The organism is Aureimonas sp. SA4125 (genome assembly GCF_019973775.1).
In the GTDB taxonomy this organism is placed as follows: domain Bacteria; phylum Pseudomonadota; class Alphaproteobacteria; order Rhizobiales; family Rhizobiaceae; genus Plantimonas.
Genome location: NZ_AP025032.1, coordinates 1,769,242 through 1,789,337 on the forward strand (window position 1 = coordinate 1,769,242; position 20,096 = coordinate 1,789,337).

Annotated in this window: 20 protein-coding genes; 7 read left to right on the forward strand and 13 right to left on the reverse strand. The window is 65.3% G+C overall.

Annotated elements, in window-relative coordinates; all coding sequences use genetic code 11:
- Window positions 1–22: 22 nt before the first annotated feature.
- From argC to Sa4125_RS08165, 3 genes are all read right to left on the reverse strand, one after another.
- Window positions 23–1,078 (reverse strand): N-acetyl-gamma-glutamyl-phosphate reductase, encoded by a 1,056-nt coding sequence (gene argC, locus Sa4125_RS08155; protein ID WP_224005744.1) that lies wholly within the window; start codon window positions 1,076–1,078, stop codon window positions 23–25.
- Between the two features lie 134 nt (window positions 1,079–1,212).
- A complete protein-coding gene (speB, locus tag Sa4125_RS08160; protein ID WP_224005746.1) occupies window positions 1,213–2,172 on the reverse strand; it encodes an agmatinase in 960 nt (319 codons plus the stop codon).
- Between the two features lie 201 nt (window positions 2,173–2,373).
- Window positions 2,374–3,573 carry an IS256 family transposase gene (locus Sa4125_RS08165; RefSeq protein WP_224001988.1) on the reverse strand — a complete coding sequence of 400 codons (1,200 nt, stop codon included), beginning with the start codon at window positions 3,571–3,573 and terminating at the stop codon, window positions 2,374–2,376.
- Window positions 3,574–3,840: 267 nt separating this feature from the next.
- On the opposite strand from Sa4125_RS08165, the gene Sa4125_RS08170 reads away from it, so the two are divergent.
- Window positions 3,841–4,836 carry a TadE/TadG family type IV pilus assembly protein gene (locus Sa4125_RS08170; protein WP_224005748.1) on the forward strand — a complete coding sequence of 332 codons (996 nt, stop codon included), beginning with the start codon at window positions 3,841–3,843 and terminating at the stop codon, window positions 4,834–4,836.
- A 270-nt stretch (window positions 4,837–5,106) separates the two neighbouring features.
- Here the strand turns inward: Sa4125_RS08170 and rpsI are convergent, their stop codons facing one another.
- Both rpsI and rplM read right to left on the reverse strand, forming a co-directional pair.
- Window positions 5,107–5,577, reverse strand: a complete 471-nt coding sequence (gene rpsI / locus Sa4125_RS08175) for a 30S ribosomal protein S9 (protein WP_224005750.1) — start codon at window positions 5,575–5,577, stop codon at window positions 5,107–5,109.
- Window positions 5,577–6,041 carry a 50S ribosomal protein L13 gene (gene rplM, locus Sa4125_RS08180; RefSeq protein ID WP_188850159.1) on the reverse strand — a complete coding sequence of 155 codons (465 nt, stop codon included), beginning with the start codon at window positions 6,039–6,041 and terminating at the stop codon, window positions 5,577–5,579. Before rplM ends, rpsI begins: the two co-directional genes overlap by 1 nt.
- A gap of 289 nt (window positions 6,042–6,330) precedes the next feature.
- Between rplM and Sa4125_RS08185 the strand changes: the two genes are divergently transcribed.
- From Sa4125_RS08185 to Sa4125_RS08195, 3 genes are all read left to right on the forward strand, one after another.
- Window positions 6,331–7,152: an enoyl-CoA hydratase gene (locus Sa4125_RS08185; protein WP_224005752.1), complete on the forward strand. Its 822-nt coding sequence runs from the start codon at window positions 6,331–6,333 to the stop codon at window positions 7,150–7,152.
- A complete protein-coding gene (locus Sa4125_RS08190; RefSeq protein ID WP_224005753.1) occupies window positions 7,149–7,580 on the forward strand; it encodes a CoA-binding protein in 432 nt (143 codons plus the stop codon). Before Sa4125_RS08185 ends, Sa4125_RS08190 begins: the two co-directional genes overlap by 4 nt.
- Window positions 7,581–7,709: 129 nt before the next feature.
- Complete coding sequence (locus Sa4125_RS08195; protein WP_224005756.1) at window positions 7,710–8,990, forward strand: O-acetylhomoserine aminocarboxypropyltransferase; 1,281 nt, start codon at window positions 7,710–7,712, stop codon at window positions 8,988–8,990.
- Window positions 8,991–8,994: 4 nt separating this feature from the next.
- On the opposite strand, the gene Sa4125_RS24165 is transcribed toward Sa4125_RS08195, so the two are convergent.
- Window positions 8,995–9,129, reverse strand: coding sequence for a hypothetical protein (locus Sa4125_RS24165; protein WP_267461364.1), 135 nt, complete (start codon window positions 9,127–9,129; stop codon window positions 8,995–8,997).
- A 121-nt stretch (window positions 9,130–9,250) separates the two neighbouring features.
- On the opposite strand from Sa4125_RS24165, the gene Sa4125_RS08200 reads away from it, so the two are divergent.
- On the forward strand, window positions 9,251–9,598 hold the full coding sequence (locus tag Sa4125_RS08200; RefSeq protein WP_224005759.1) for a cupin domain-containing protein: 348 nt from the start codon (window positions 9,251–9,253) through the stop codon (window positions 9,596–9,598).
- A 51-nt stretch (window positions 9,599–9,649) separates the two neighbouring features.
- Here Sa4125_RS08200 and Sa4125_RS08205 read toward each other — a convergent pair whose 3' ends face one another.
- Window positions 9,650–10,900, reverse strand: coding sequence for a cytochrome P450 (locus tag Sa4125_RS08205; protein WP_224005762.1), 1,251 nt, complete (start codon window positions 10,898–10,900; stop codon window positions 9,650–9,652).
- A 182-nt stretch (window positions 10,901–11,082) separates the two neighbouring features.
- Window positions 11,083–12,102 carry a heme-binding protein gene (locus Sa4125_RS08210; RefSeq protein WP_224005765.1) on the reverse strand — a complete coding sequence of 340 codons (1,020 nt, stop codon included), beginning with the start codon at window positions 12,100–12,102 and terminating at the stop codon, window positions 11,083–11,085.
- A gap of 411 nt (window positions 12,103–12,513) precedes the next feature.
- On the opposite strand from Sa4125_RS08210, the gene Sa4125_RS08215 reads away from it, so the two are divergent.
- Both Sa4125_RS08215 and Sa4125_RS08220 read left to right on the forward strand, forming a co-directional pair.
- Window positions 12,514–12,993 (forward strand): SRPBCC family protein, encoded by a 480-nt coding sequence (locus Sa4125_RS08215; protein ID WP_224005768.1) that lies wholly within the window; start codon window positions 12,514–12,516, stop codon window positions 12,991–12,993.
- 429 nt (window positions 12,994–13,422) lie between these two features.
- Complete coding sequence (locus tag Sa4125_RS08220) at window positions 13,423–15,033, forward strand: EAL domain-containing protein (protein ID WP_224005771.1); 1,611 nt, start codon at window positions 13,423–13,425, stop codon at window positions 15,031–15,033.
- Window positions 15,034–15,136: 103 nt separating this feature from the next.
- On the opposite strand, the gene Sa4125_RS08225 is transcribed toward Sa4125_RS08220, so the two are convergent.
- From Sa4125_RS08225 to Sa4125_RS08245, 5 genes are all read right to left on the reverse strand, one after another.
- On the reverse strand, window positions 15,137–15,484 hold the full coding sequence (locus Sa4125_RS08225) for a hypothetical protein (protein ID WP_224005774.1): 348 nt from the start codon (window positions 15,482–15,484) through the stop codon (window positions 15,137–15,139).
- Window positions 15,485–15,655: 171 nt separating this feature from the next.
- Entirely contained in the window at window positions 15,656–16,531 is an 876-nt protein-coding gene (locus tag Sa4125_RS08230) for an SMP-30/gluconolactonase/LRE family protein (protein ID WP_224005778.1), read from the reverse strand.
- On the reverse strand, window positions 16,528–17,199 hold the full coding sequence (locus tag Sa4125_RS08235) for a 2-dehydro-3-deoxy-6-phosphogalactonate aldolase (protein ID WP_224005781.1): 672 nt from the start codon (window positions 17,197–17,199) through the stop codon (window positions 16,528–16,530). Before Sa4125_RS08235 ends, Sa4125_RS08230 begins: the two co-directional genes overlap by 4 nt.
- A gap of 10 nt (window positions 17,200–17,209) precedes the next feature.
- On the reverse strand, window positions 17,210–18,166 hold the full coding sequence (locus tag Sa4125_RS08240) for a 2-dehydro-3-deoxygalactonokinase (RefSeq protein ID WP_224005784.1): 957 nt from the start codon (window positions 18,164–18,166) through the stop codon (window positions 17,210–17,212).
- 107 nt (window positions 18,167–18,273) lie between these two features.
- Window positions 18,274–20,082, reverse strand: a complete 1,809-nt coding sequence (locus tag Sa4125_RS08245) for an IlvD/Edd family dehydratase (protein WP_224005787.1) — start codon at window positions 20,080–20,082, stop codon at window positions 18,274–18,276.
- Window positions 20,083–20,096: the final 14 nt, after the last annotated feature.

Consider the following 20,096-nt stretch of genomic DNA (forward strand, 5'->3'; position numbering starts at 1 on the left):
TTCAGGTGAGGGAGGCTGCCGCTCAGGGGAACAGCGGCAGCTGCTCGATGCCGGTCGTCTCGCCGAGGCCGTAGGCGACGTTGAAGTTCTGGATCGCCTGACCAGCCGAGCCCTTCACCAGATTGTCGAGCGTCGAGATGACGATGGCGCGGCCGGGGATCCGGTCGGGCACGACATTCACGACGACGTAGTTGGAGCCGCGCACCATCTGCGTCTGCGGCAGAACGCCCTCGTCGGCGACGGTGACGAAGGGTTCGTTCGCATAGGCCTCGACGAGCGTGTCGCGCAAATCCGCCGCGGTGGCTCCGCCGGCAAGCCGGACATAGCTCGTGCATAGCTCGCCCCGGCTCATCGGGATGAGATGCGGGGTGAAGTTGACGCGCAGGTTTTGAACGCCCGCGACCTTGCCGATCTCCTGCTCGATCTCGGCCATGTGGCGGTGCTTGCCGACGGCATAGGGCGACATGCCTTCGCCCGCCTCGCAGAACAGGACGTTCTCCTTCGGGCTGCGGCCGGCGCCGGAGACGCCCGACTTGGCGTCGATGACGAGGTCGGTAACGTCGATCTGGCCGGCGCCCGCGAGCGGCAGCAGCGCCAGAAGCACCGCGGTCGGGTAGCAGCCGGGGCAGGCGATCAGCCGTGCCTTGGCGATGTCGGCGCGGTAGTGCTCGGTGAGGCCGTAGACGGCTTCCGGCTGGATGTCGGTCGCGACATGGTCGAGCCCGTACCATTCCTTGTAGGTCGCCGCGTCGCGCAGGCGAAAATCGGCGGACATGTCGATGATCTTGATATCCGGATAGGTCTCGAAGATCTTCTTCGTGATCGCCTGCGTCGTGCCATGCGGCAGGCCGCAGAACACTGCGTCGACGGCGCCCCAGTCGGCGTCCTCGATCTTCACGAGATCGGGCAGCGGAACATGGGCGAGGTGCTTGAAGACGGCGCGCATCGGCTTGCCGGCATGGCTGTTGGCGGTGAGCGCCGTGATCTCGATGTTCGGGTGGCGGACGGCGAGGCGCACCAGATCGGCCCCGGTGTAGCCGCTGGCGCCGAGCACGCCGATCCTGATCTTGTCCGCCATCGCGTCTGCTCCGTGTTCATGTTCAATGGTTTGCGAGATGTTCTGAATGCGCGGCCGACAGGTCGTTGAATCGGTTTCTGAGCGATCTGAATCGCCTTGTCAGCTGTGTCCCGCAAGAGCGTCGATTGATTCGGTCATCCTGCCTTGCGTTCGGCCAGGATGCCGAGGACATAGAGAGCCACCGTCGCGCCCGCAACGGCGGTCATGTCCGCATGGTCGTAGGGCGGCGAGACCTCGACGACATCGGCGCCGACGATGCCGAGATCCTTCAGCCGGTGCAGGACGGCGAGCATCTTCGCGCTCGATGGACCGCCGGCGACGGGCGTGCCGGTCCCCGGCGCGAAGGCGACGTCGAGGCAGTCGATGTCGAAGGAAAGATAGACCGGCCGGCCCTTCGTGCGCTCGTGGATGCGCCGGGAGATCTCGCTCGACGTCAGGTCCTCGACGGCATTGCCATGGATGATTTCCAGCCCGAGCGTCTCCGGTGCATGGGTCCGGATGCCGATCTGGATCGAGGTCGAGGGATCGACGAGCCCATGCTTTACCGCGGCCGTCAGGAAGGAGCCGTGGTCGACGCGTTCGCCGGCGGCCGATTGCGCCAGTGGCCAGGTGTCCTGGTGGGCATCGAAATGAACGAGCGACATCACGCCGTGCCGGTCGGCATGCGCCTGCAGCAGCGGGAAGGTGATCGAGTGGTCGCCGCCGAGCGTCAGGAGGAAGCCGGTCTCGGCAAGGATCGCCTCCGCCTCGGCCCGGATCAGCGCGTGCGCCGTCTCCGGCGTCCGGTAATCGAGCAGGCAGTCGCCATAGTCGACGACGCTTAACGCCTCGAACAGGTCGCGGTGGAAGGGATATTGCGGATCGTTGTCGAAGATCTGCGACGCCCGCCGCAGCGCCGCAGGGCCGAAGCGCGTGCCCGGCCGGTTCGACACCGAGGCGTCGAAGGGAATGCCCCAGACGGTAACGTCGGCGCCGGAGGGTGACTTCGTCAGCTTGCGCCGCATGAAGGAGGCGATCCCGGCATAGGTCGGGTCGCTGGCGCCGCCGAGCACGTCGGCGGCGGTGAAGGCGTTGTCGATCGATTTGGAAGCCATTTTGTCCGCTCCGCTGCTGGAGCCTCGCGCTCTAGAGCAAAACGCCGACATAATGAAGTCGGCCCGCCGCCATCCCAAGCCGGGCGTTCACCGGATTTATGACAGGCCCGTCTGGGCATGTGCAAAAGCGAAGATTGATCGTGTCCCCTAGCGTGGTGTAGCTGACGGCGTCACACGTCGGTTCCGGCCAGGCCGGGTTGATCAGCGCGTCATTGCTGGCAGGCTGACGAGAGGATCATCGCTCAAGGGTGCAACGGATTCCAGCGTCATGTACCTCGCCCGCTGCACGGCCCACTCGTCATTCTGCTCGAGCAGCAGAGCGCCGACGAGACGCAGGATGGCCTCGTCGTTCGGAAAGATGCCGACGACGTCGGTGCGCCGCTTGATCTCCCCGTTCAGCCGCTCGATGGGGTTGATGCTGTGCAGCTTGGCGCGATGCTCCCTGGGGAAGGTCATGTAGGCCAAGACATCCTCTTCGGCGCCGTCGAGGATGGCGGCGAGCTTGGGCACCTTCGGCCGGATCTGGTCGGCGACGGAGCGCCATTGCAGGCTTGCGGCCTCGGGCGTCTCCTGGGCGAAGGCGGTGGCGATGAAGGCCGACACCACCCGGCGTCCGCTCTTGCCGGCATGGGCCAGCACGTTGCGCATGAAGTGCACCCGGCATCGCTGCCATGTCGCCGTCAGGACCTTGGTGACGGCCGCCTTGATGCCCTCGTGCGCATCGGACACGACGAGCTTCACGCCGCGCAGGCCGCGCCGGGTCAGCTTGCGCAGGAATTCGGTCCAGATCGGTTCGGCTTCCGAGGTGCCGACCTCCATGCCGAGCACCTCGCGCCGGCCATCGGCGTTGACGCCGACGGCGATGATCACTGCGACCGAGACGATGCGCCCGCCGCGGCGGACCTTCAGGTAGGTCGCGTCGATCCAGAGATAGGGCCAGTCGCCCTCGATCGGCCGTTCGAGGAAGACCTTCACCTTGCCGTCGATCTCTTCGCAAAGCCTCGACACCTGGCTCTTGGAGATGCCGTCCATGCCCATCGCCTTGACCAGGTCGTCGACCGAACGGGTCGAGATGCCCTGGACATAGGCTTCCTGGATCACGGCCGTCAGGGCCTTCTCGGCCATGCGCCGCGGCTCGAGGAAGCCGGGAAAGTAGCTGCCCTTGCGCAGCCTGGGAATGCGCAGCTCGACGGTGCCGGCACGGGTATGCCAGTCCCTGTCGCGATAGCCGTTGCGCTGGGCGAGGCGCTCGGCGCTCTTCTCGCCATAGCCGGCGCCGGTCGCATTGCCGACCTCCAGTTCCATCAGCCGCTCGGCGGCAAAGCCGATCATCTCGCGCAACAGATCGGCGTCCGGGGTCTTCTCCAGAAGGCTGCGCAGGCTCATCATGTCGTCGGTCATCAGGGGATCTCCGGTTGCGGTTAGGTCTCGCAACCCAAGCCTAACCGGAAACCGCTGGTGACCACCGCGTCGCCAATCCCGTCCTACAGCGCAATCAAAGGCGCGGGCGAGATCGGCGACGCTACCGTCGAGCTACACCACGGGCGGGGACACGACCCGAAGATTTGCACGACGGAATTTACCGGTTCTTCACTTCCTTCCTTGGGGCAACGTTATCTTTGCCCCGCCTACGATGCAGCCTCAGAAATCGAGGCTGGAGAATCGAAGGTGTTCAAGGCTTTCATCTCGGATCGACGAGGAAATTTCGGGGTCCTCACGGCGCTGGCGGTCCTGCCGCTGATCGGCGCCATGGGCATGGCGATGGATTATTCGCGGGCGTTGAGTGCGCGCGACCTCTTCCAGACGAAGGCCGATGCCGCGGCCCTGTCGGTGGCGAAATACGGGCCGACGAATTCCCAGTCCGCCATCCTTCAGAACGTTCGCGATACGCTCCAGAACGAGGCGGGCATGCGCAACGTCGTCATCGACGCCCGCTGGACGGCCATCAACGACTATACGGTGACGATCTCGGGCGACCTTCCGCTGAGCCTGACGCAGGTCATGCCGGGCGTCGGCTCGACCTTGCCGGTGAAGGCGGAAACGGTCGCGCGCTTCAAGGACGCCCTGCGCATCTACAAGCCGCCGAACGTCACCCAGCTCGACCCGGAGGCCGGCGACTACAACCGCGTCTACGCGTACTGCTTCAACAAGGACAAGAAGGGCGATCCTGTCAGCAAGGGGCGCACGCCGGACATCGCCATCGCCGACAACGGCGGAACGAAGTACAAGGATCCCATGCCGGTGTGCCAGGCCGGCGAGATGATGAGCTTCCGGCTCTACAACGTGCGAAACTCCCGCACGAACAAGAACAATTGGGACAAGCCTTCCGTCGAGCGCTACGACTATCGCACCGATACCGAGCTCGACAAGAATCAGGCTGAAACCTACGATCTCGGCGGCTGGGCGATCCTCGAGACCGTGCTCTGCCCGAGCCTCGAAAAGTGCAAGCCGAAGAACCAGGGTGGTGTCATCCCCTACGGCAAGAACCGGACCCCGGAGCGGTCGACGGAAGCCTGCTCGGCAGGCAAGTTCATGTATTATGGCTGGGAAGACCGACCGCCCGGCCGCGGCGATTCCGATCGGGACTATGACGACATCCGCGTGATCATCGAATGTCCTGAGGTGACCATCGTCGGCAACAACACGGTGCGCCTGATCCGGTAGCGCCGATCTGGATGGTCGGGCGGTCAATATTGATCGTCCGCTGCGCCTCCGCTCGTTCGCCGTCCGAATATCGCAGACCAGTCCGCACTCCGGTGTGCCGGTTCGGTGCGTCAGCAGACCGTCGGCACGCGCCAAAGGGCGATCGCCTGCGCAGTGGCGCCCCGGTCAGCGCAGCAGCCGATGCGTTCGATTCTGCCCTTTGCGCCGTCGCACAAACGAAAAAGAGGCCGGCGTTGCCGCCGACCTCCTCCAAATCCGTAACCTCGAAGCTTAGCGCTTGGAGAACTGGAACGAACGACGGGCCTTGGCCTTGCCGTACTTCTTGCGCTCGACGACGCGGCTGTCGCGGGTGAGGAACCCGCCCTTCTTGAGGACGGCACGCAGGCCGGGCTCGTAATAGGTGAGGGCCTTGGAGATGCCGTGGCGCACGGCACCGGCCTGGCCGGACAGACCGCCGCCGGCGACGGTGGCGATGATGTCGAACTGGCCGTCACGCGCGGCGGCGACGATCGGCTGACGCAGCACCATCTGCAGCACCGGGCGAGCGAAGTAGGCCGCGAATTCCTTGCCGTTGACGACGATCTTGCCCGAACCCGGCTTGACCCAGACGCGGGCGACCGCGTCCTTGCGTTTGCCGGTCGCATAGGCGCGGCCGAGCGAGTCGATCTTCTGGACGTGGACCGGGGCTTCGACGAGGGTCTCGACGCTGCCGAGGCTCTGGAGCGAATTCAGATCGGCCATTATGCAGCCCTCCGGTTCTTGGTGTTCATCGCGCCGACGTCGAGGGTGTCGGGCGTCTGCGCGGTGTGCGGGTGCTCGGAACCGGCATAGACGCGCAGGTTCTTCAGCTGCTGGCGGCCGAGCGGGCCCTCTGGCAGCATGCGCTGGACGGCCTTCTCGACGACGCGCTCGGGAAAGCGGCCCTCGAGGATCTGCCGCGCCTTGCGCTGCTTGATGCCGCCGGCATAGCCGGTGTGCCAGTAATAGGTCTTGTCGGTGAACTTCTTGCCGGTGAACACCACCTTGTCGGCATTGATGACGATGATGTTGTCGCCGTCGTCGATGTGCGGGGTGAAGGTCGGCTTGTGCTTGCCACGGAGGCGAAGCGCGATGATGGAGGCGAGGCGGCCGACGACGAGCCCTTCGGCGTCGATCAGGACCCACTTCTTCACCACCGTCTCGTTCTTCTGCGAGAAGGTTTTCATAAGGTCTACCCTTGGATGAGCGTCAATGCGGCGCTCTTGAAGGGGCGCCAAACGAAAAGCGCGGCACTTGCCGCTCTCTGGGAGGGTCTGTAGCGGGGGAAGGGGTGGACGTCAAGAACAAAAGGGTCGTGCATATTGGGTAATCGGTAGTAATTACAAAGACTTGAGAATAAAGGTATCATAATACCGCAAAAATGCCTCCTCCTTCTGCAAGGCGTCCCCCATGGCGGGCCTCCCGCGCTCCGGGGTATTGCGGTAGAACGCACGAAACAGACAGGAGGATTTCGACATGGCCGATATCGTCACACTGCCGGATGCGGATCTCGCCCATCCCGTTTCCGTCGAGCGGGCGGGCGGCATGCATCGAATCCGGCTGTCCAGCCCGCCGACGAATGCGCTGTCGATGGCGATGATGGATGCGCTGATGAAAGCGCTGGCCGAGGCGGCGGACGATCCGGACTGCCGGGTGGTGGTGATCGCCGCCGCCGGCCGGGTGTTTTCGGCCGGGCACGACCTGAAGGAGATGACCGCGCACCGGGCCGACGAGGACGGCGGTCGGGCCTTTTTCGAGGCGACGATGCGGCGCTGCGCGGAACTGATGCAGGCGATCGTGCGCCATCCCCGGCCGGTCATCGCCGAGGTCGCGGGGCTCGCCACTGCCGCCGGGTGCCAGCTCGTCGCCTCCTGCGATCTCGCCATCGCCTCGGAAGAGGCCGCCTTCTGCACGCCCGGCGTCAACATCGGCCTGTTCTGCTCGACGCCGATGGTCGCGCTCTCGCGCAATATGAGCCCGAAGCACGCGATGGAGATGCTCCTCACCGGCGAGACCATCGACGCGCGCTCGGCCCGCGATTTCGGCCTCGTCAACCGCGTCGTGCCGCCGGAATATCTCGCCACCGTCGTCGACAAATATGCCGACACGATCGCCTCGAAATCATCGCTGACGGTGAAGACCGGCAAGGAAGCCTTCTACCGCCAGGCCGAGATGGGCCTGGCCGAGGCCTACGACTATGCGGCCGGGGTGATGGTCGAGAACCTTTTGGCGCGCGATGCGGGCGAGGGGATCGCCGCCTTCCTCGGCAAGCGCAAGCCCGTCTGGACCGGGCAATGAGTGCCGCCGAGGACGCGGTGATCCGCGACATCCTGGAGAGCGTCAAGGTGATCGCGCTTCTTGGCGCAAGCCCCAATCCGGCGCGGCCCTCGCATGGCGTGATGCGCTTTCTGCTGGAACAGGGTTATCGCGTCATCCCGGTCAATCCCGGCCAAGCCGGCAAGGAGATTCTCGGCCAGCCTTGTGTCGCCGGACTTGCCGATATTGCCGAGCCGATCGACATGGTCGACGTGTTTCGGGCCGGCGACGCGCTGCCGGGGATCGTCGAGGACGCCATGGCGCTGTCGCCGCGGCCGACGGTGATCTGGACGCAGCTGGGAGTCCGACATGCCGAGGCGGAGGCGAAGGCGACGACCGAAGGGTTCACCGTCGTCGCCGGCCGCTGCCCGGCGATCGAGATTCCGCGCCTCGGCATCGGCGCGCGCTGAGACCGAGGCGCGGGATCCGGCCGCGTTTCGAAAAGTTTTCCCGGCAAAGGTGGCGGCAAGCCGCTTTTCGTCCTTGGACGGGTACCGAGGCCGGGCCACACTCTGCAAAATGATCAGGGAGGATCAGCGATGACGACGACACCCGGTTTCGATACCCTTGCCATCCATGCCGGCGCGCGGCCGGACCCGACGACCGGCGCCCGCGCGACGCCGATCTACCAGACCACCGCCTTCGTCTTCGACGATGTCGACCATGCCGCCGCTTTGTTCGGCCTGCAGAAGTTCGGCAATATCTACACCCGCATCATGAACCCGACGCAGGCGGTGCTGGAGGAGCGCGTCGCCGCGCTCGAAGGCGGCACGGCGGCGCTGGCGGTGGCCTCGGGCCATGCGGCGCAGCTTCTCATCTTCCAGACGCTGATGCAGCCGGGCGACGAGTTCGTCGCCTCCCACCGCCTCTATGGCGGTTCGATCAACCAGTTCACCAACGCCTTCAAGTCCTTCGACTGGCGGGTCAAATGGGCAGACCCGGACGACCTCCAGAGCTTCGAGGCGGCGATCACCGACAGGACGCGGGCGATCTTCATCGAATCCATCGCCAATCCCGGCGGCATCATCTGCGACATCGCCGGCATCGCCGAGATCGCGCACCGGCACGGTCTGCCGCTCATCGTCGACAACACGCTGGCCAGCCCCTATCTCTGCCGCCCGATCGAGCACGGCGCCGACATCGTCGTGCATTCGCTGACGAAGTTCATGGGCGGCCACGGCAATTCGATGGGCGGGGCGATCGTCGACGGCGGCACATTCGACTGGTCGGCGAGCGCGAACTATCCCATGCTCTCGGCGCCGCGTCCGGAATACAACGGCGTCGTGCTGCACGAGACGTTCGGCAATTTCGCCTTCGCCATTGCCTGTCGCGTGCTCGGCCTGCGGGATCTCGGTCCCGCCATCTCGCCGTTCAACGCCTTCCTCATCCTGACCGGCATCGAGACGCTGCCGCTGCGCATGCAGCGCCACTGCGACAACGCACTGAAGGTCGCAGAATACCTGAACGGGCACGAGAAGGTCGGCTGGGTATCCTATGCCGGACTTCCCGGCGACCGCTATCACCCGGCGATGCAGACCTATGCGCCGAAGGGGGCGGGCGCCGTGCTGACCTTTGGCCTGAAGGGCGGTTACGATGCAGGTGTCGTCTTCGTGGAGGCGCTGGAGATGTTCTCGCATCTGGCCAATATCGGCGACACGCGCTCGCTCGTCATTCACCCGGCCTCGACCACGCACAAGCAGCTGACGGATGAGCAGAAGGTTGCGGCCGGTGCGGCGCCCGACGTCGTGCGCCTGTCCGTCGGCATCGAGAGCATCGAGGACATCATTGCCGATCTCGATCAGGCGCTCGGCAAGACGTGACGGCTTAGTAGTCCTCGTCGATCCCCCGGTTCGTCCGCCAGGCCATCAGGCTGCGATCGACGAGGCAGCCCAGACAACTCGCGGTCGCGATCGTGGCGGTGAAAACACCGACGAATTGCGCCAAGTCCCCTAAGGTCATCACATTTCTCCCGATATGCCATCATCATCGCACGGGAAACTTGCATCGGCCTCAACAAGGCGCCCTCTCGCAGGTTGCGCTCCTGCAAGGGGGTCCGTTCACCAAGATTCCAGGGAGCTTCATGACCCGCCATCTGCTGACATTCGATCTCGCCGGCCTGACGCCCGACAGCGCGTCGCCCGCACCGGAGAAGGTGACGGACGGCGCGCCGCATAATCGCACATGGAACCTCGAAGAGACCGAAAGTGGCGTCTATGCCGGCGTCTGGGAGTCGGCGCCGGGAGAGTGGCGGGTCGACTACACCGAATGGGAATTCTGCCACATCGTCTCCGGCGTCTCGGTCCTGTGCGAGGACGGCGCCGAGCCCGTCACCTATCGCGCCGGCGACAGCTTCGTCATTCGTCCCGGCTTCAAGGGACGATGGCGGGTCGTCGAGACGACCGTGAAGCATTACGTCGTCAAGGTCTGAGACCTTCCCGCTGATCGCGGTCGAGGCGAGATGACGGACGTTTCCGGCCGCTCAGCGAAGCGCAAGATCGAGCCGGGTCAGTCCATGAAAATGCCAGGTGTCGCCATAGCGCGGCGGAGTGGCGATCCGGATCTGCGGCAGCCGCCCGAACAACCGCTCGAGCGCCACCGCCATTTCCAGCCGCGCGAGCGGCGCGCCGATGCAGAAATGGATGCCGGCGTCGAAGGAAACGTGGCCGAAGGCCGAGCGCTCCGGGTCGAAGCGATCGGGATCGGCGAAGCGACGGGGATCGCGGTTGCCGGCGGCCAGAAGCAGAGCCACCGGTTCGCCCCGCCGCAACCGCGTACCGCCGGAAAGCTCGACCTCTTCGAGGGCAATGCGCCGGAACAGATGCAAGGGCGTGTCGAAGCGCAGGATCTCTTCCACCGCTGCGGAACTGCGATCGCGGCTGGAAAAGAGCGCCGCGCCGTTCGCGCCGGCCTCGAGCACGGCCTTCACCCCGTTGCCGATCTGGTGCACCGTTGCCTCGTGGCCGGCATTCATCAGGAGGATGAGGGTTGCGACCATCTCGTCCTCGCCGAGCCGGCCGGCTACCGTCTCCGCTTGGATCAGGTTTGAGATCAGGTCGTCTGCGGGCCGACGGCGGCGGGTCGCGATGGCCGCGTGCATGAAATCGCGAAACTTCGCGGCGGCTGCATCCGCTGCAGCCTCGACTTCCGGCGTGCGGCCGAACTGATACATCGCGACCATGGCGTGCGACCAGGCGAGCATGTCGGCGTGGGCGCTAGCATCCAGTCCGACGAGACGGGCGATCGCGGCGACGGCAAGCGGGGTCGCGAAGCGCGCGACGAGGTCGACCTCGGCCCTGTCGGCAAAGCCGTCGATCAGATCATCCGCAATCGCCGCGATGCTGGGCTCCAGAGGATCGATCCGGCGGGCGACAAAGCCCTTCGTCACGAAACTCCGCAGGCGCGTGTGGGCCGGCGGCTCCAGCTCCATCAGGGAGTTGGCTTCCAAGCCATAGAAGTTGCGGCTTCCCTCCGGCACAGCGTCGCCCTCGGCCCGTCCTGATGCATCGGGGATGATGCGTCCGAAGCGGCGGTCGCGAAGGATGGCCGAGATCAGTCTGTGCTCGGCAATGGCGAGGCAGCCGAGTTCCTCCCAGAAGAGCGGCACAGCCGCCCGGTGGAGTTCGCCATAGGCGGGATAGGGATTCTGAAAGAAGCCCGCGTCACGCGGGTCCAGTCGGAGCCGCCTGTCGTCTCCGTCGACGTGAAGGCTGGAAGGGAGCTGTACTTGCATGGCGGCAATGTGCCGGGCCGAAACGGACCGTTCAAGCCACCGCCGGGGATCCTGGCGCGGATTCGCGCGGTGATAAACAAGACAGACAAAAAGCGACGGCGCACCGCGATCATGCGATGCGCCGTCGATCAGCCCACGACGAATACCGGGACAGGCTCAGCCCGAAGGCTTAGCCGAAAGACTCAGCGTTCGACCTCGATGAGGATCTCGTTGCGCTTCATGAAGCCGGGGGTCCAAGGCGGGTTGTAGAAGGCGTATTCCGGATCCCCCTTCTGCTTCATGTTTTCCTCGGCAATGTAGTTGTAGAGGATCATGAGCTTCTTCGAAGCGAGGCTCGCGGTGAAGTTGCCGTTGAAGCGGATCGCGACGACGCGCTTCGAGGGCAGTTCGCGGATCGCCACGTCGTCGGAGCCCGGGGCCGGCAGCGTGTCCTTGGTGAACTTCTTCGGCATGACGAAGCGGATGGCCCAGCCCTTGGTCTTGCCTTCGTTCTCCGACAGCTGCTGCAGGACGGGTGCCGTCATCGCGATCTTCTTTCCGGCGCGGTTGCCGGCAAAGATATAGTCGGCGAGCGTTTCGAAGCCGATGCGCCGCGCCTTCTCGTGGTAGCCACTCTTGATGGTCTCCGCGACGATCATCGCATCGTAGTCGCGAATCTCGATGTCACCGTCCGTCCGGACGGTATCGTAATCCGGCTCCTCGGTGTGCTCGGCCACTTTCTTGCTGACGTAGAACGCCGCGCCGACCACCGCGATCACACCGCCGGCAACGAGAACCGTCGTCAACGCCGGACGGCCGCGAAGAAAGGCGAGACCCTGCTGAGCCTGCATCCCGCGGCGGAAGCTGGGCGCGCGCGGCAAGCGGGGATCAGGCAGGCGCGACGCCAGCTCGGACGCCCCCCAGGACGGAAGGTGCGACCTCAGTTCGCTGAGCTGCCCGCGCAGGTCGGGCATCGCCTCGATGAGGCTGCGGTAGGATGAACGGGCGTCCGAGACCGTCGGCATCGACAGGTTGCGGAACGTATCCGGGAGAAAGGAGTGCGAACGCGAGGGGAAGCCCACGGAGCGGCGAACGCGCTCGGTGATTGATGGCGTCGGACTGATGCGTTCCGAGATCTGGTGCTCCAGTTCACCGATGCGCTCACCGATATCTCCGATCGACTCGGCGATGCGATCGTAGGCGCTGGATGTGTCGCGAAACATTCTGATCTCCTGAAAGGGGCTGGCCTGCTCGAAAATCGGAGGCTGCGCTGCTGCGAAATGATACGGCCGCATGACGATGCCGGTTCCGCATTCAACGGGCCATCGCCGCGATGGTTGCGCCGCAGCGATGGCAGTGCATCTGGGTCAACCGGCCCGGTTGTCGAGCCTGTCCCGCGGCAGGGCACGGAACCGAAAGTTCTCCGCGCGCCGCAACCATCCGGGCTTTCGACTGTTCTACAGCCATCAGGTTTCGATCTGACACTCCAGACAAGATTTTCAGGGCGGCCGCTGTGCCGCCCCTTTTTTTTGGCTCTCGTTGCGCTGGGTCGTCGGCATCGAGGCGAGAAGCATCCTTCCCGCCGCGCGGGGGCATACTATCTTCCGTGGCGGGCACCTCGGGAGAAAAGACTGATGACAGACATCAACTCATCGGCTTCTGACGGGCCCGGAACGGCGAACGCCGCCACGTCGATCCGAGTCGCGCGCAGTGGCATGGCCGAGGCGGCACCGGACAAGGTGTGGACGATCATCGGCGATTTCTGCGGCATCGCCGACTGGCATTTTGCCGTCGAACGATGCGTCCTGTCCGACGAGGGCGGAGTGCGGACGCCAACCCTGACGCTTGTCGGCGGCGCCACGCTCGTGGAAGCAGAGGTCGAGCGCGATGACGCCGCAAGGACCTACAGCTACAAGATCGTCGAAGGACCGCTGCCGGTCAGCAACTATCTCTCGACATTGTCGGTGAGACCGGCCACTGGCGCGGGCAGCAGCGAAATAGCCTGGACCGGCTCGTTCGACGCCAAGGGCGTCAGCGTCGACGAAGCGAGCGGCATCATCGCCGGCATTTACGAAAGCGGGATTGCTGCGCTGGTGGCGAAAGCTGCGGAATAGTCGACCGAAGGCACATGCTTCCACCACTCGATGCAGTTCGGCGTCACGGCGTCGAACTGCCTGCGGCGGCTTCGCTTTCCCTAAGGGAAGTCGCGGCCTCGGTCTCCCAGGTTTCTTCCTCGTTTTACCGCCGACAATCCCTTATTGCTCTTGGAGGGGATAACCTCCCGCATCCGGGAATGTGCTCAGCAAATACGCAAATACCTGAAATAAGTCGGCCCATACGACGGATGAAAAGCGTCTCCCGATTTCGGCGCGGTATTTTGTTCAAAAAGTCGCAAAGCTTAATCAAGATGAAAGATTTGCTCCCTCACTATCGGGGAGTGACATCGGCGACTTTCACCTAATCATCGACTGAGGACGCGGCTGCGACGCTGTCATGGGCGCGGGGATGTCTGGGAGCGGGTAAGAGCACGGATCGGACCAGTGATGCTGAACGCTGCAGCCAAGGAAGCGCTCCGCGAGCGCAAAGTCGAATTCGGCTACGCGGCAACGGGAGCGGGGCTCGGCCTCGCCTTCTCCGTGACCGGGCTTCTCGTCGACATGCAGGTCCGGGCCTGGAGCAGTCTCGACCCCAGTGCGGCCGCGACGTTTTCCGCAACGGCGATGCACAGCCTCGCGCTGCTCTCGCCGGCGATCATCGGTTGGATTTTCCTGACCATCGGCCGCTCGCAGCGTCTCCTGCGCGACAAGCTCATGCAGTTGAACCAGACCGAACAGCTGCTGCGCAGTCAGGCACATCTCGATCCCGTCACGGGGCTCTACAACCGCGCCTATCTCACCAAGCGCCTGGAGGAGGGCCTCGCGACGCGGATCTGGGAGCGACGCGGCGTGGTCCTCTACATGCTCGATCTCGACGACTTCAAGCATATCAACGACACCTTCGGTCACCGCGCCGGCGATCTCGTTCTGGAAGAAGTGGCGCGGCGACTGATCGCCGCCGCGGGACCCGAAGACCTCTCGGTCCGCCTCGGTGGCGACGAGTTCGTGGTCGTGCATTTTCCGGCCGCCGACGAGACCTTGCCGGAGCTCTTTGCCGAGAAGCTTCTCGCCATGGTCACGCGGGAGATGCGGGTGGACGACACGCGTATCAGCCCCAATACTTCGATCGGCATCGCCCGCGTCGGCCTCGATGGCGCAACATGGTCCGACGTCATGCGCTCCGTCGACGTCGCGCTGTATCAGGCCAAGCTCGAGGCCCAGAGCAGCTACCGCCTCTTCGTGCCGGAGATGAAGGCGATGAAGGACGATCAGCTCCTGCTCGAGGCGGAAATGCGGGCCGGCATCGATCGGGGAGAATTCGAGCTTCACTACCAGCCGATCTACGGCACGACGAGCGGCGCGATCCGCAGCTTCGAGGCCCTGGTGCGGTGGAATCATCCGACGCGCGGCCTGGTGCCGCCGCTCGATTTCATCCCGCTGGCGGAAACCTCCGGCCTCATCGTCCGGCTGGGGCGCTTTGTTCTGATCGAAGCTTGCCGGACGGCGGCGACCTGGCCGAAGCCGATCGGCATTGCCGTCAACCTGTCGCCTGTTCAATTCAAGGACGCCAATCTCGTCGACCATGTCGAACAGGCGCTTGCGCAAAGCGGCCTCGCGCCGGGGCGGCTTGATCTCGAAATCACGGAATCGCTGCTGCTCGAAGCCTCGCACCGGGTCAAGACGGCGATGTCGCGCCTGCGCGCACTCGGCGTGCGCATCACAATGGACGATTTCGGCACCGGCTTCTCGAGCCTGTCGAACCTTCGCAATTTTTCCTTCGATCGCCTGAAGATCGACCGGTCCTTCACCCGCGACGTCGCGGCGAGCACCGAGGATGCCGAGATCGTGCGCACGATCGTACGCCTGTCGCGGACGTTGCGGATGGAAACCATTCTCGAAGGGGTCGAGACCGAGAGCCAGCTGTCCTTCGCCCGCTCGGAGGGGCTGACCGAAGTCCAGGGCTTCTACTATTCGAAACCCATGACCGGTGACGCCGTCGACGTCCTCCTTGCCGAACGCGACGACGACTCCCCCGCGATAGCTGCCTCGGCCGCCTGAGCGTTCATCGCGGACAGCACCGACCGGTCGCACCCGGCGCACCGAATCGAGAGGGCCCCGAAGGGCCCTCTCGTCGTTCAGGATCTCGCGGCGAAAGCGGAGATCAGTTCAGCGAGGCGCGGACCATCAGCGCGGGGGCGGTGTCGATGCTGAGCGTCTCGCCGGCGCGGCGGATCTCGATCTCGCGGACATTCCTGCCGACTTCGGTCGGGATCGACAGCGTCATCGTCTGGCCGTCGGCGAGCGTCGAAACGATCCGGACGGGAGTGGCGCCTTCCCCGGCGTTCATCGTCGCGACGACCCGGAAGCCCTCGGCCTCCTTGGTGAAATAGACGACGCCCGATCCCGAAGCGAGCGCGAAGCTCTTGCCGGCCATCGGCCGGATCTCGTCGGCATGGGCGGAGCCGACGGCAAGGAGGGTCGCGACAGCGAGAAGAATACGGCGGGTCATGGGTCTCGTCCTAAGAAAGATTGAGTGCGTCTTCATTCGCACTAATATCCTCTTACGCTGCATTGCACAAAGCCCTGGGCGCATGGCTGCCCTGCAACGGGCGAATACCCATCGCATTCAATTGCTTAGGATAAGTTTTGCTGAGTCCGCCGACAGAAAATCTGATGCCTGTCAGACCAGCGCAAGCCGTGCGTCATGCCGTCCTCGAACGGGCAGTCCGAGCAGAAGCGTCGTGCCGGCCCGGTCTTCGGTGGTCGGCGCACCCTTTCGAGCTGACGTGACCAGCATTCGTCCGGCATCGGAGCCGACGAAAAGCGGGCAGGTCGGCTGGCTGACGGGAAGGCCGAACGAGCGCCGGACGGCGCCGTCGGGGCCGTAAACATCGAGCCGGCCGCCGCCCCAGCGGGCGTTCCACAGGCATCCCTCGGCATCCACCACCGCACCGTCGGGGCCACCGCCGGTCGCGCGAGTGTCATGGAAGACGGCGGGCTCGCCGATCGGCAGACCCGTCGCCGGATCGGTCGCCACGCGCATCAGGAGGCCGGTCGGCGTATCGGTATAATAGGCGGTGGCGCCGTCGGCCGAGAAACAGATCGCGTTGGGGATCGATATATTCTTGTAAAGCTGCCGCAACTCCCCGCGGTAAAACCAGTAGATGGCCCCGAGGCCGGTTTCGGCTTCCCGTCCCATCGTGCCCATCCAGAGCGCACCGCAGGGATGCACCCGGCCGTCATTCGACCGGGTGGCGGCGTTGTCCGCCTCGATCGCGGTGTGCAGCGTCAGGTTTCCGCTGGTGACGTCGCGGACGAAGAGACCGGTATCGGCGAAGATCATCTGCCGTTCGGCGTCGATGACCGACAACTGGCTCGCCATGAACGGCAGGTCGTGCCGCCGCGTCCTGCCGGTCGCGAACACATGCTCGAACAGCCCCTTTCCCAGAATGTCGAACCACCAGGCGGTATCGGTCTGGGCGTCGTAGGCTGGCCCTTCACCGAGGAGGCAGGCAGGCGCATCGAGAACCGTCGTGGTGACCGTTTCGGGCTTCATGCCCTGTTCGCCGCAAAGGCTGCATCATAGGCGGCGATCGCCGCAGCGCCCCGCGCAACAACCTCGTTCGCGGGCATCCCGGCCTTGTAGAGGCTGGATCCCAGGCCAAAGGCCTTGACGCCGACGCGGCCGAAGGCCTCGAAGTCCTTGTCGGAAACGCCGCCGACGACGCCGATCGGCACGTCCTTCGGCAGCACGGCCATCATCGCCTGGATGCCGGAGATGCCGAGGACGCCGGCGGGAAAGAACTTCAGCGCCGAGGCGCCGGCCTCGATCGCGGCGAAGGCCTCGGTCGGCGTGAAGACGCCCGGCATGGTCACCATGCCATGTCCGGCCGCGCGGCGGATCACCGCGGGATTGACGTTCGGGCTGACGAGGAGGCGGCCGCCGGCATCGTTCAGCCGGTCGACGGAATCGGTCGACAGCACCGTCCCGGCGCCGATGAGGACGCCCGCCGGTGCCATCTTCGCGGCGGTCTCGATGGAGCGGAAGGGGTCGGGCGAATTCAGCGGGATCTCGATCGCCTCGAAGCCGAGCTCGATCAGGCCGCCCACCACCGTTTCGGTTTCATCGGGCGTCAGGCCCCGCAGGATCGCGACCAGCGAGCGCTTGAGCGCGGGCCAGGCGATTTGGGGAAGGGCGGCGTCGGCGAAGGGGGACTGGCTCATCGGACAACTTTCACGCAGGATTGAAACATTGGAGGGCGCCGGCCATGAGACCCTTGCGGACGGCTTCGTCGGCATCGGCGACGGTGACGGTCCAGCCGGTGGCGGCGAGTGCCGTGCGGTAGAGATCGAAGAGCGGGCCCGAGGCGGCGAGGAAGACGCTGCGTTGCGGATAGATCGCGGCGGCGCCTGATATCTCGAGGCCGAGGAGCATGCCCGACAGGCGCGCCAGCGCCTTGGCCGGGCTGCGGCTGCCGAAGAGTCCCTCGGCGCGCATCGAGAACAGTCGGTTGAGGATCAAGGCCGGCGCCCCATGCCCGGCCTCGACGCCGCCGATGAAGCTCGCGCTCTCGGCCATGACGTCGGCCTCGGCATCGAGGGTGTGGCGCAGGATCGACTGCGTGGACAGGAGCTGGAACAATTCGCCCGTCATGAAGCTCGAGAAAGCCTCGATCCTTTGATCGCCGATGCTGATCCATTTGGAATGCGTGCCGGGCAGGCAGAGGAGCGAGCCGGGCGAAAGACCGAGACCCATGACCTGCGTTTCCTCGCCGCGGATGACGTCAGGGCCGAAGGGCAGCCCGTCGCCGGCAAGCGCTCCGCCGGCCATGCCGGGGCGCTGAGCCACACCGGGCAGGATGCGAACGTCGCGGGCCATGTCCGGCACGCGGATGGCGCCGCCGGCGATGGCGTCGAAGCTGGCGGGCGCGTCGACATAGGGCGCCTCGACCCAGCCCTGGCGCGAACCCGCCATGCCGCAGACGATCACCGGCAGGTCGTCCGCTGCCTTCACCGCCGAAAGATGCTGCTCCAGCACCGCCTGGAAACCAGGCTTTGCCGCCGACTGCATGCCGTCCCGGCTGCGCCGCTCGCCGAGCACCGTCCCGTCACGGCCGAGCAGCCAGAGGCGGAAACTCGTCGTCCCCCAGTCGACGGCCGCACAGAAGGGGCGTGTGTCTGATGTCGTCATCGCGCTCTCCTGGCGGACAGGTCTGGCAGGCAAGTGAAGAAGTCCGGCGAACCGGGCGCCACGACGGCGCCCGGTCCTCGTATTCCCTGGGTCGGGAGAGGGCGGCCTCAGTGATTATCGCGCGGCAGTCCCTTGGTCTGGGCGATGCGCTGGTAGGCGATCGCCGGCTCCAGGACCGCGCCGGTCGACAGCTGCCCGACGATGGCGCGCTGGATCTCCTGCCACGGCGTCTGGTGCGCCGGGTAGTGGTAGCCGCCGTCGTCGGCAAGCGCCTGGCGACGCGTCGCCAGTTCGGCTTCCGAGATCAGGATGTCGGCGGTACCGCGGCCGATGTCGATGCGGACCTTGTCGCCCGTCTGGAGCAGAGCGAGGCCGCCGCCGGCCGCCGCTTCCGGCGAGGCGTTGAGGATGGAGGGCGAGCCGGAGGTGCCGGACTGGCGGCCGTCGCCGATGCAGGCAAGCGAGGAGATGCCGCGCTTGATGAGGTAGTCGGGGGCCCGCATGTTCACGACCTCGGCCGCACCGGGATAGCCGATGGGACCGGCGCCGCGCATGAAAAGGACGCAGTGCTCGTCGATCGCCAGCGTCGGGTCGTCGATGCGGTGGTGGTAGTCCTCCGGGCCGTCGAAGACGATGGCGCGGCCCTCGAAGGCCTCCGGATCCTCGGCGTTGGCGAGATAGCGCTGGCGGAATTCGGGCGAGATCACCGACAGCTTCATGATGGCGGAATCGAACAGATTGCCGCGCAGGACGCGGAATCCGGCATGCGTCTTGATCGGCTTGTCGAAGGTCCGGATGACGTTCTCGTCCTCGATCCGCGCGCCGCGGCAGTTGTCGCCGATCGATTTACCATTCACGGTCGGCGCGTCCTCGTGGATGAGCCCCTGCGTCATAAGCTGGTTCACCACCGCCGGCACGCCGCCGGCGTGGTAGTAGTCCTCGCCGAGATATTCGCCGGCTGGCTGCAGGTTGACCAGCAGCGGGATCTCCTCGCCGTATTTCTGCCAGTCGTCGATGTCGAGCTCGACGCCGACATGGCGGGCGAGGGCGTTCAGATGGATCGGCGCGTTGGTCGAGCCGCCGATCGCCGAGTTGACGCGGATGGCATTCTCGAAGGCTTCACGGGTCAGGATGTCGGAGGGTTTCAGGTCCTCGTGCACCATCTCGACGATGCGCTTGCCGGTGAGGTAGCTCATTTCCTGCCGGTCGCGGTAGGGCGCCGGGATCGCGGCCGAGCCCGGGAGCTGCATGCCGAGCGCTTCGGCGAGCGAGTTCATCGTCGTCGCCGTGCCCATGGTGTTGCAATAGCCGGTCGACGGCGCCGAGGACGCCACGAGCTTGATGAAACCCTGGTAGTCGATCTCGCCCTTGGCCATCAGCTCGCGCGCCTTCCAGACGATCGTGCCCGAGCCCGTGCGCTCGCCGCGGAACCAGCCGTTCAGCATCGGGCCAACCGAGAGCGCGATCGCCGGGATGTTCACCGTCGCCGCCGCCATCAGGCAGGCGGGCGTCGTCTTGTCACAACCGATGGTCAGAACGACGCCGTCGAGCGGATAGCCGTAGAGCACCTCGACGAGGGCGAGATAGGCGAGGTTGCGGTCGAGACCCGCCGTCGGACGCTTTCCGGTCTCCTGGATCGGATGCACCGGAAACTCCAGCGGAATGCCGCCCATCTCGCGGATGCCGTCGCGCACGCGCTTGGCCAGTTCCAGGTGATGGCGGTTGCAGGGGCTGAGGTCCGAGCCGGTCTGCGCGATGCCGATGATCGGCATGCCGGACTGCAGCTCCTCCAGGCTGAGGCCGAAGTTCAGGTAGCGCTCGAGATAGAGCGCCGTCATGTCGGGATTGCTGGGATTGTCGAACCAGGCGCGCGAACGCAGTTTCGTCTGGCCGGAATTTTCGTTCTTCTTCAACATGATGCTCTCGTCTG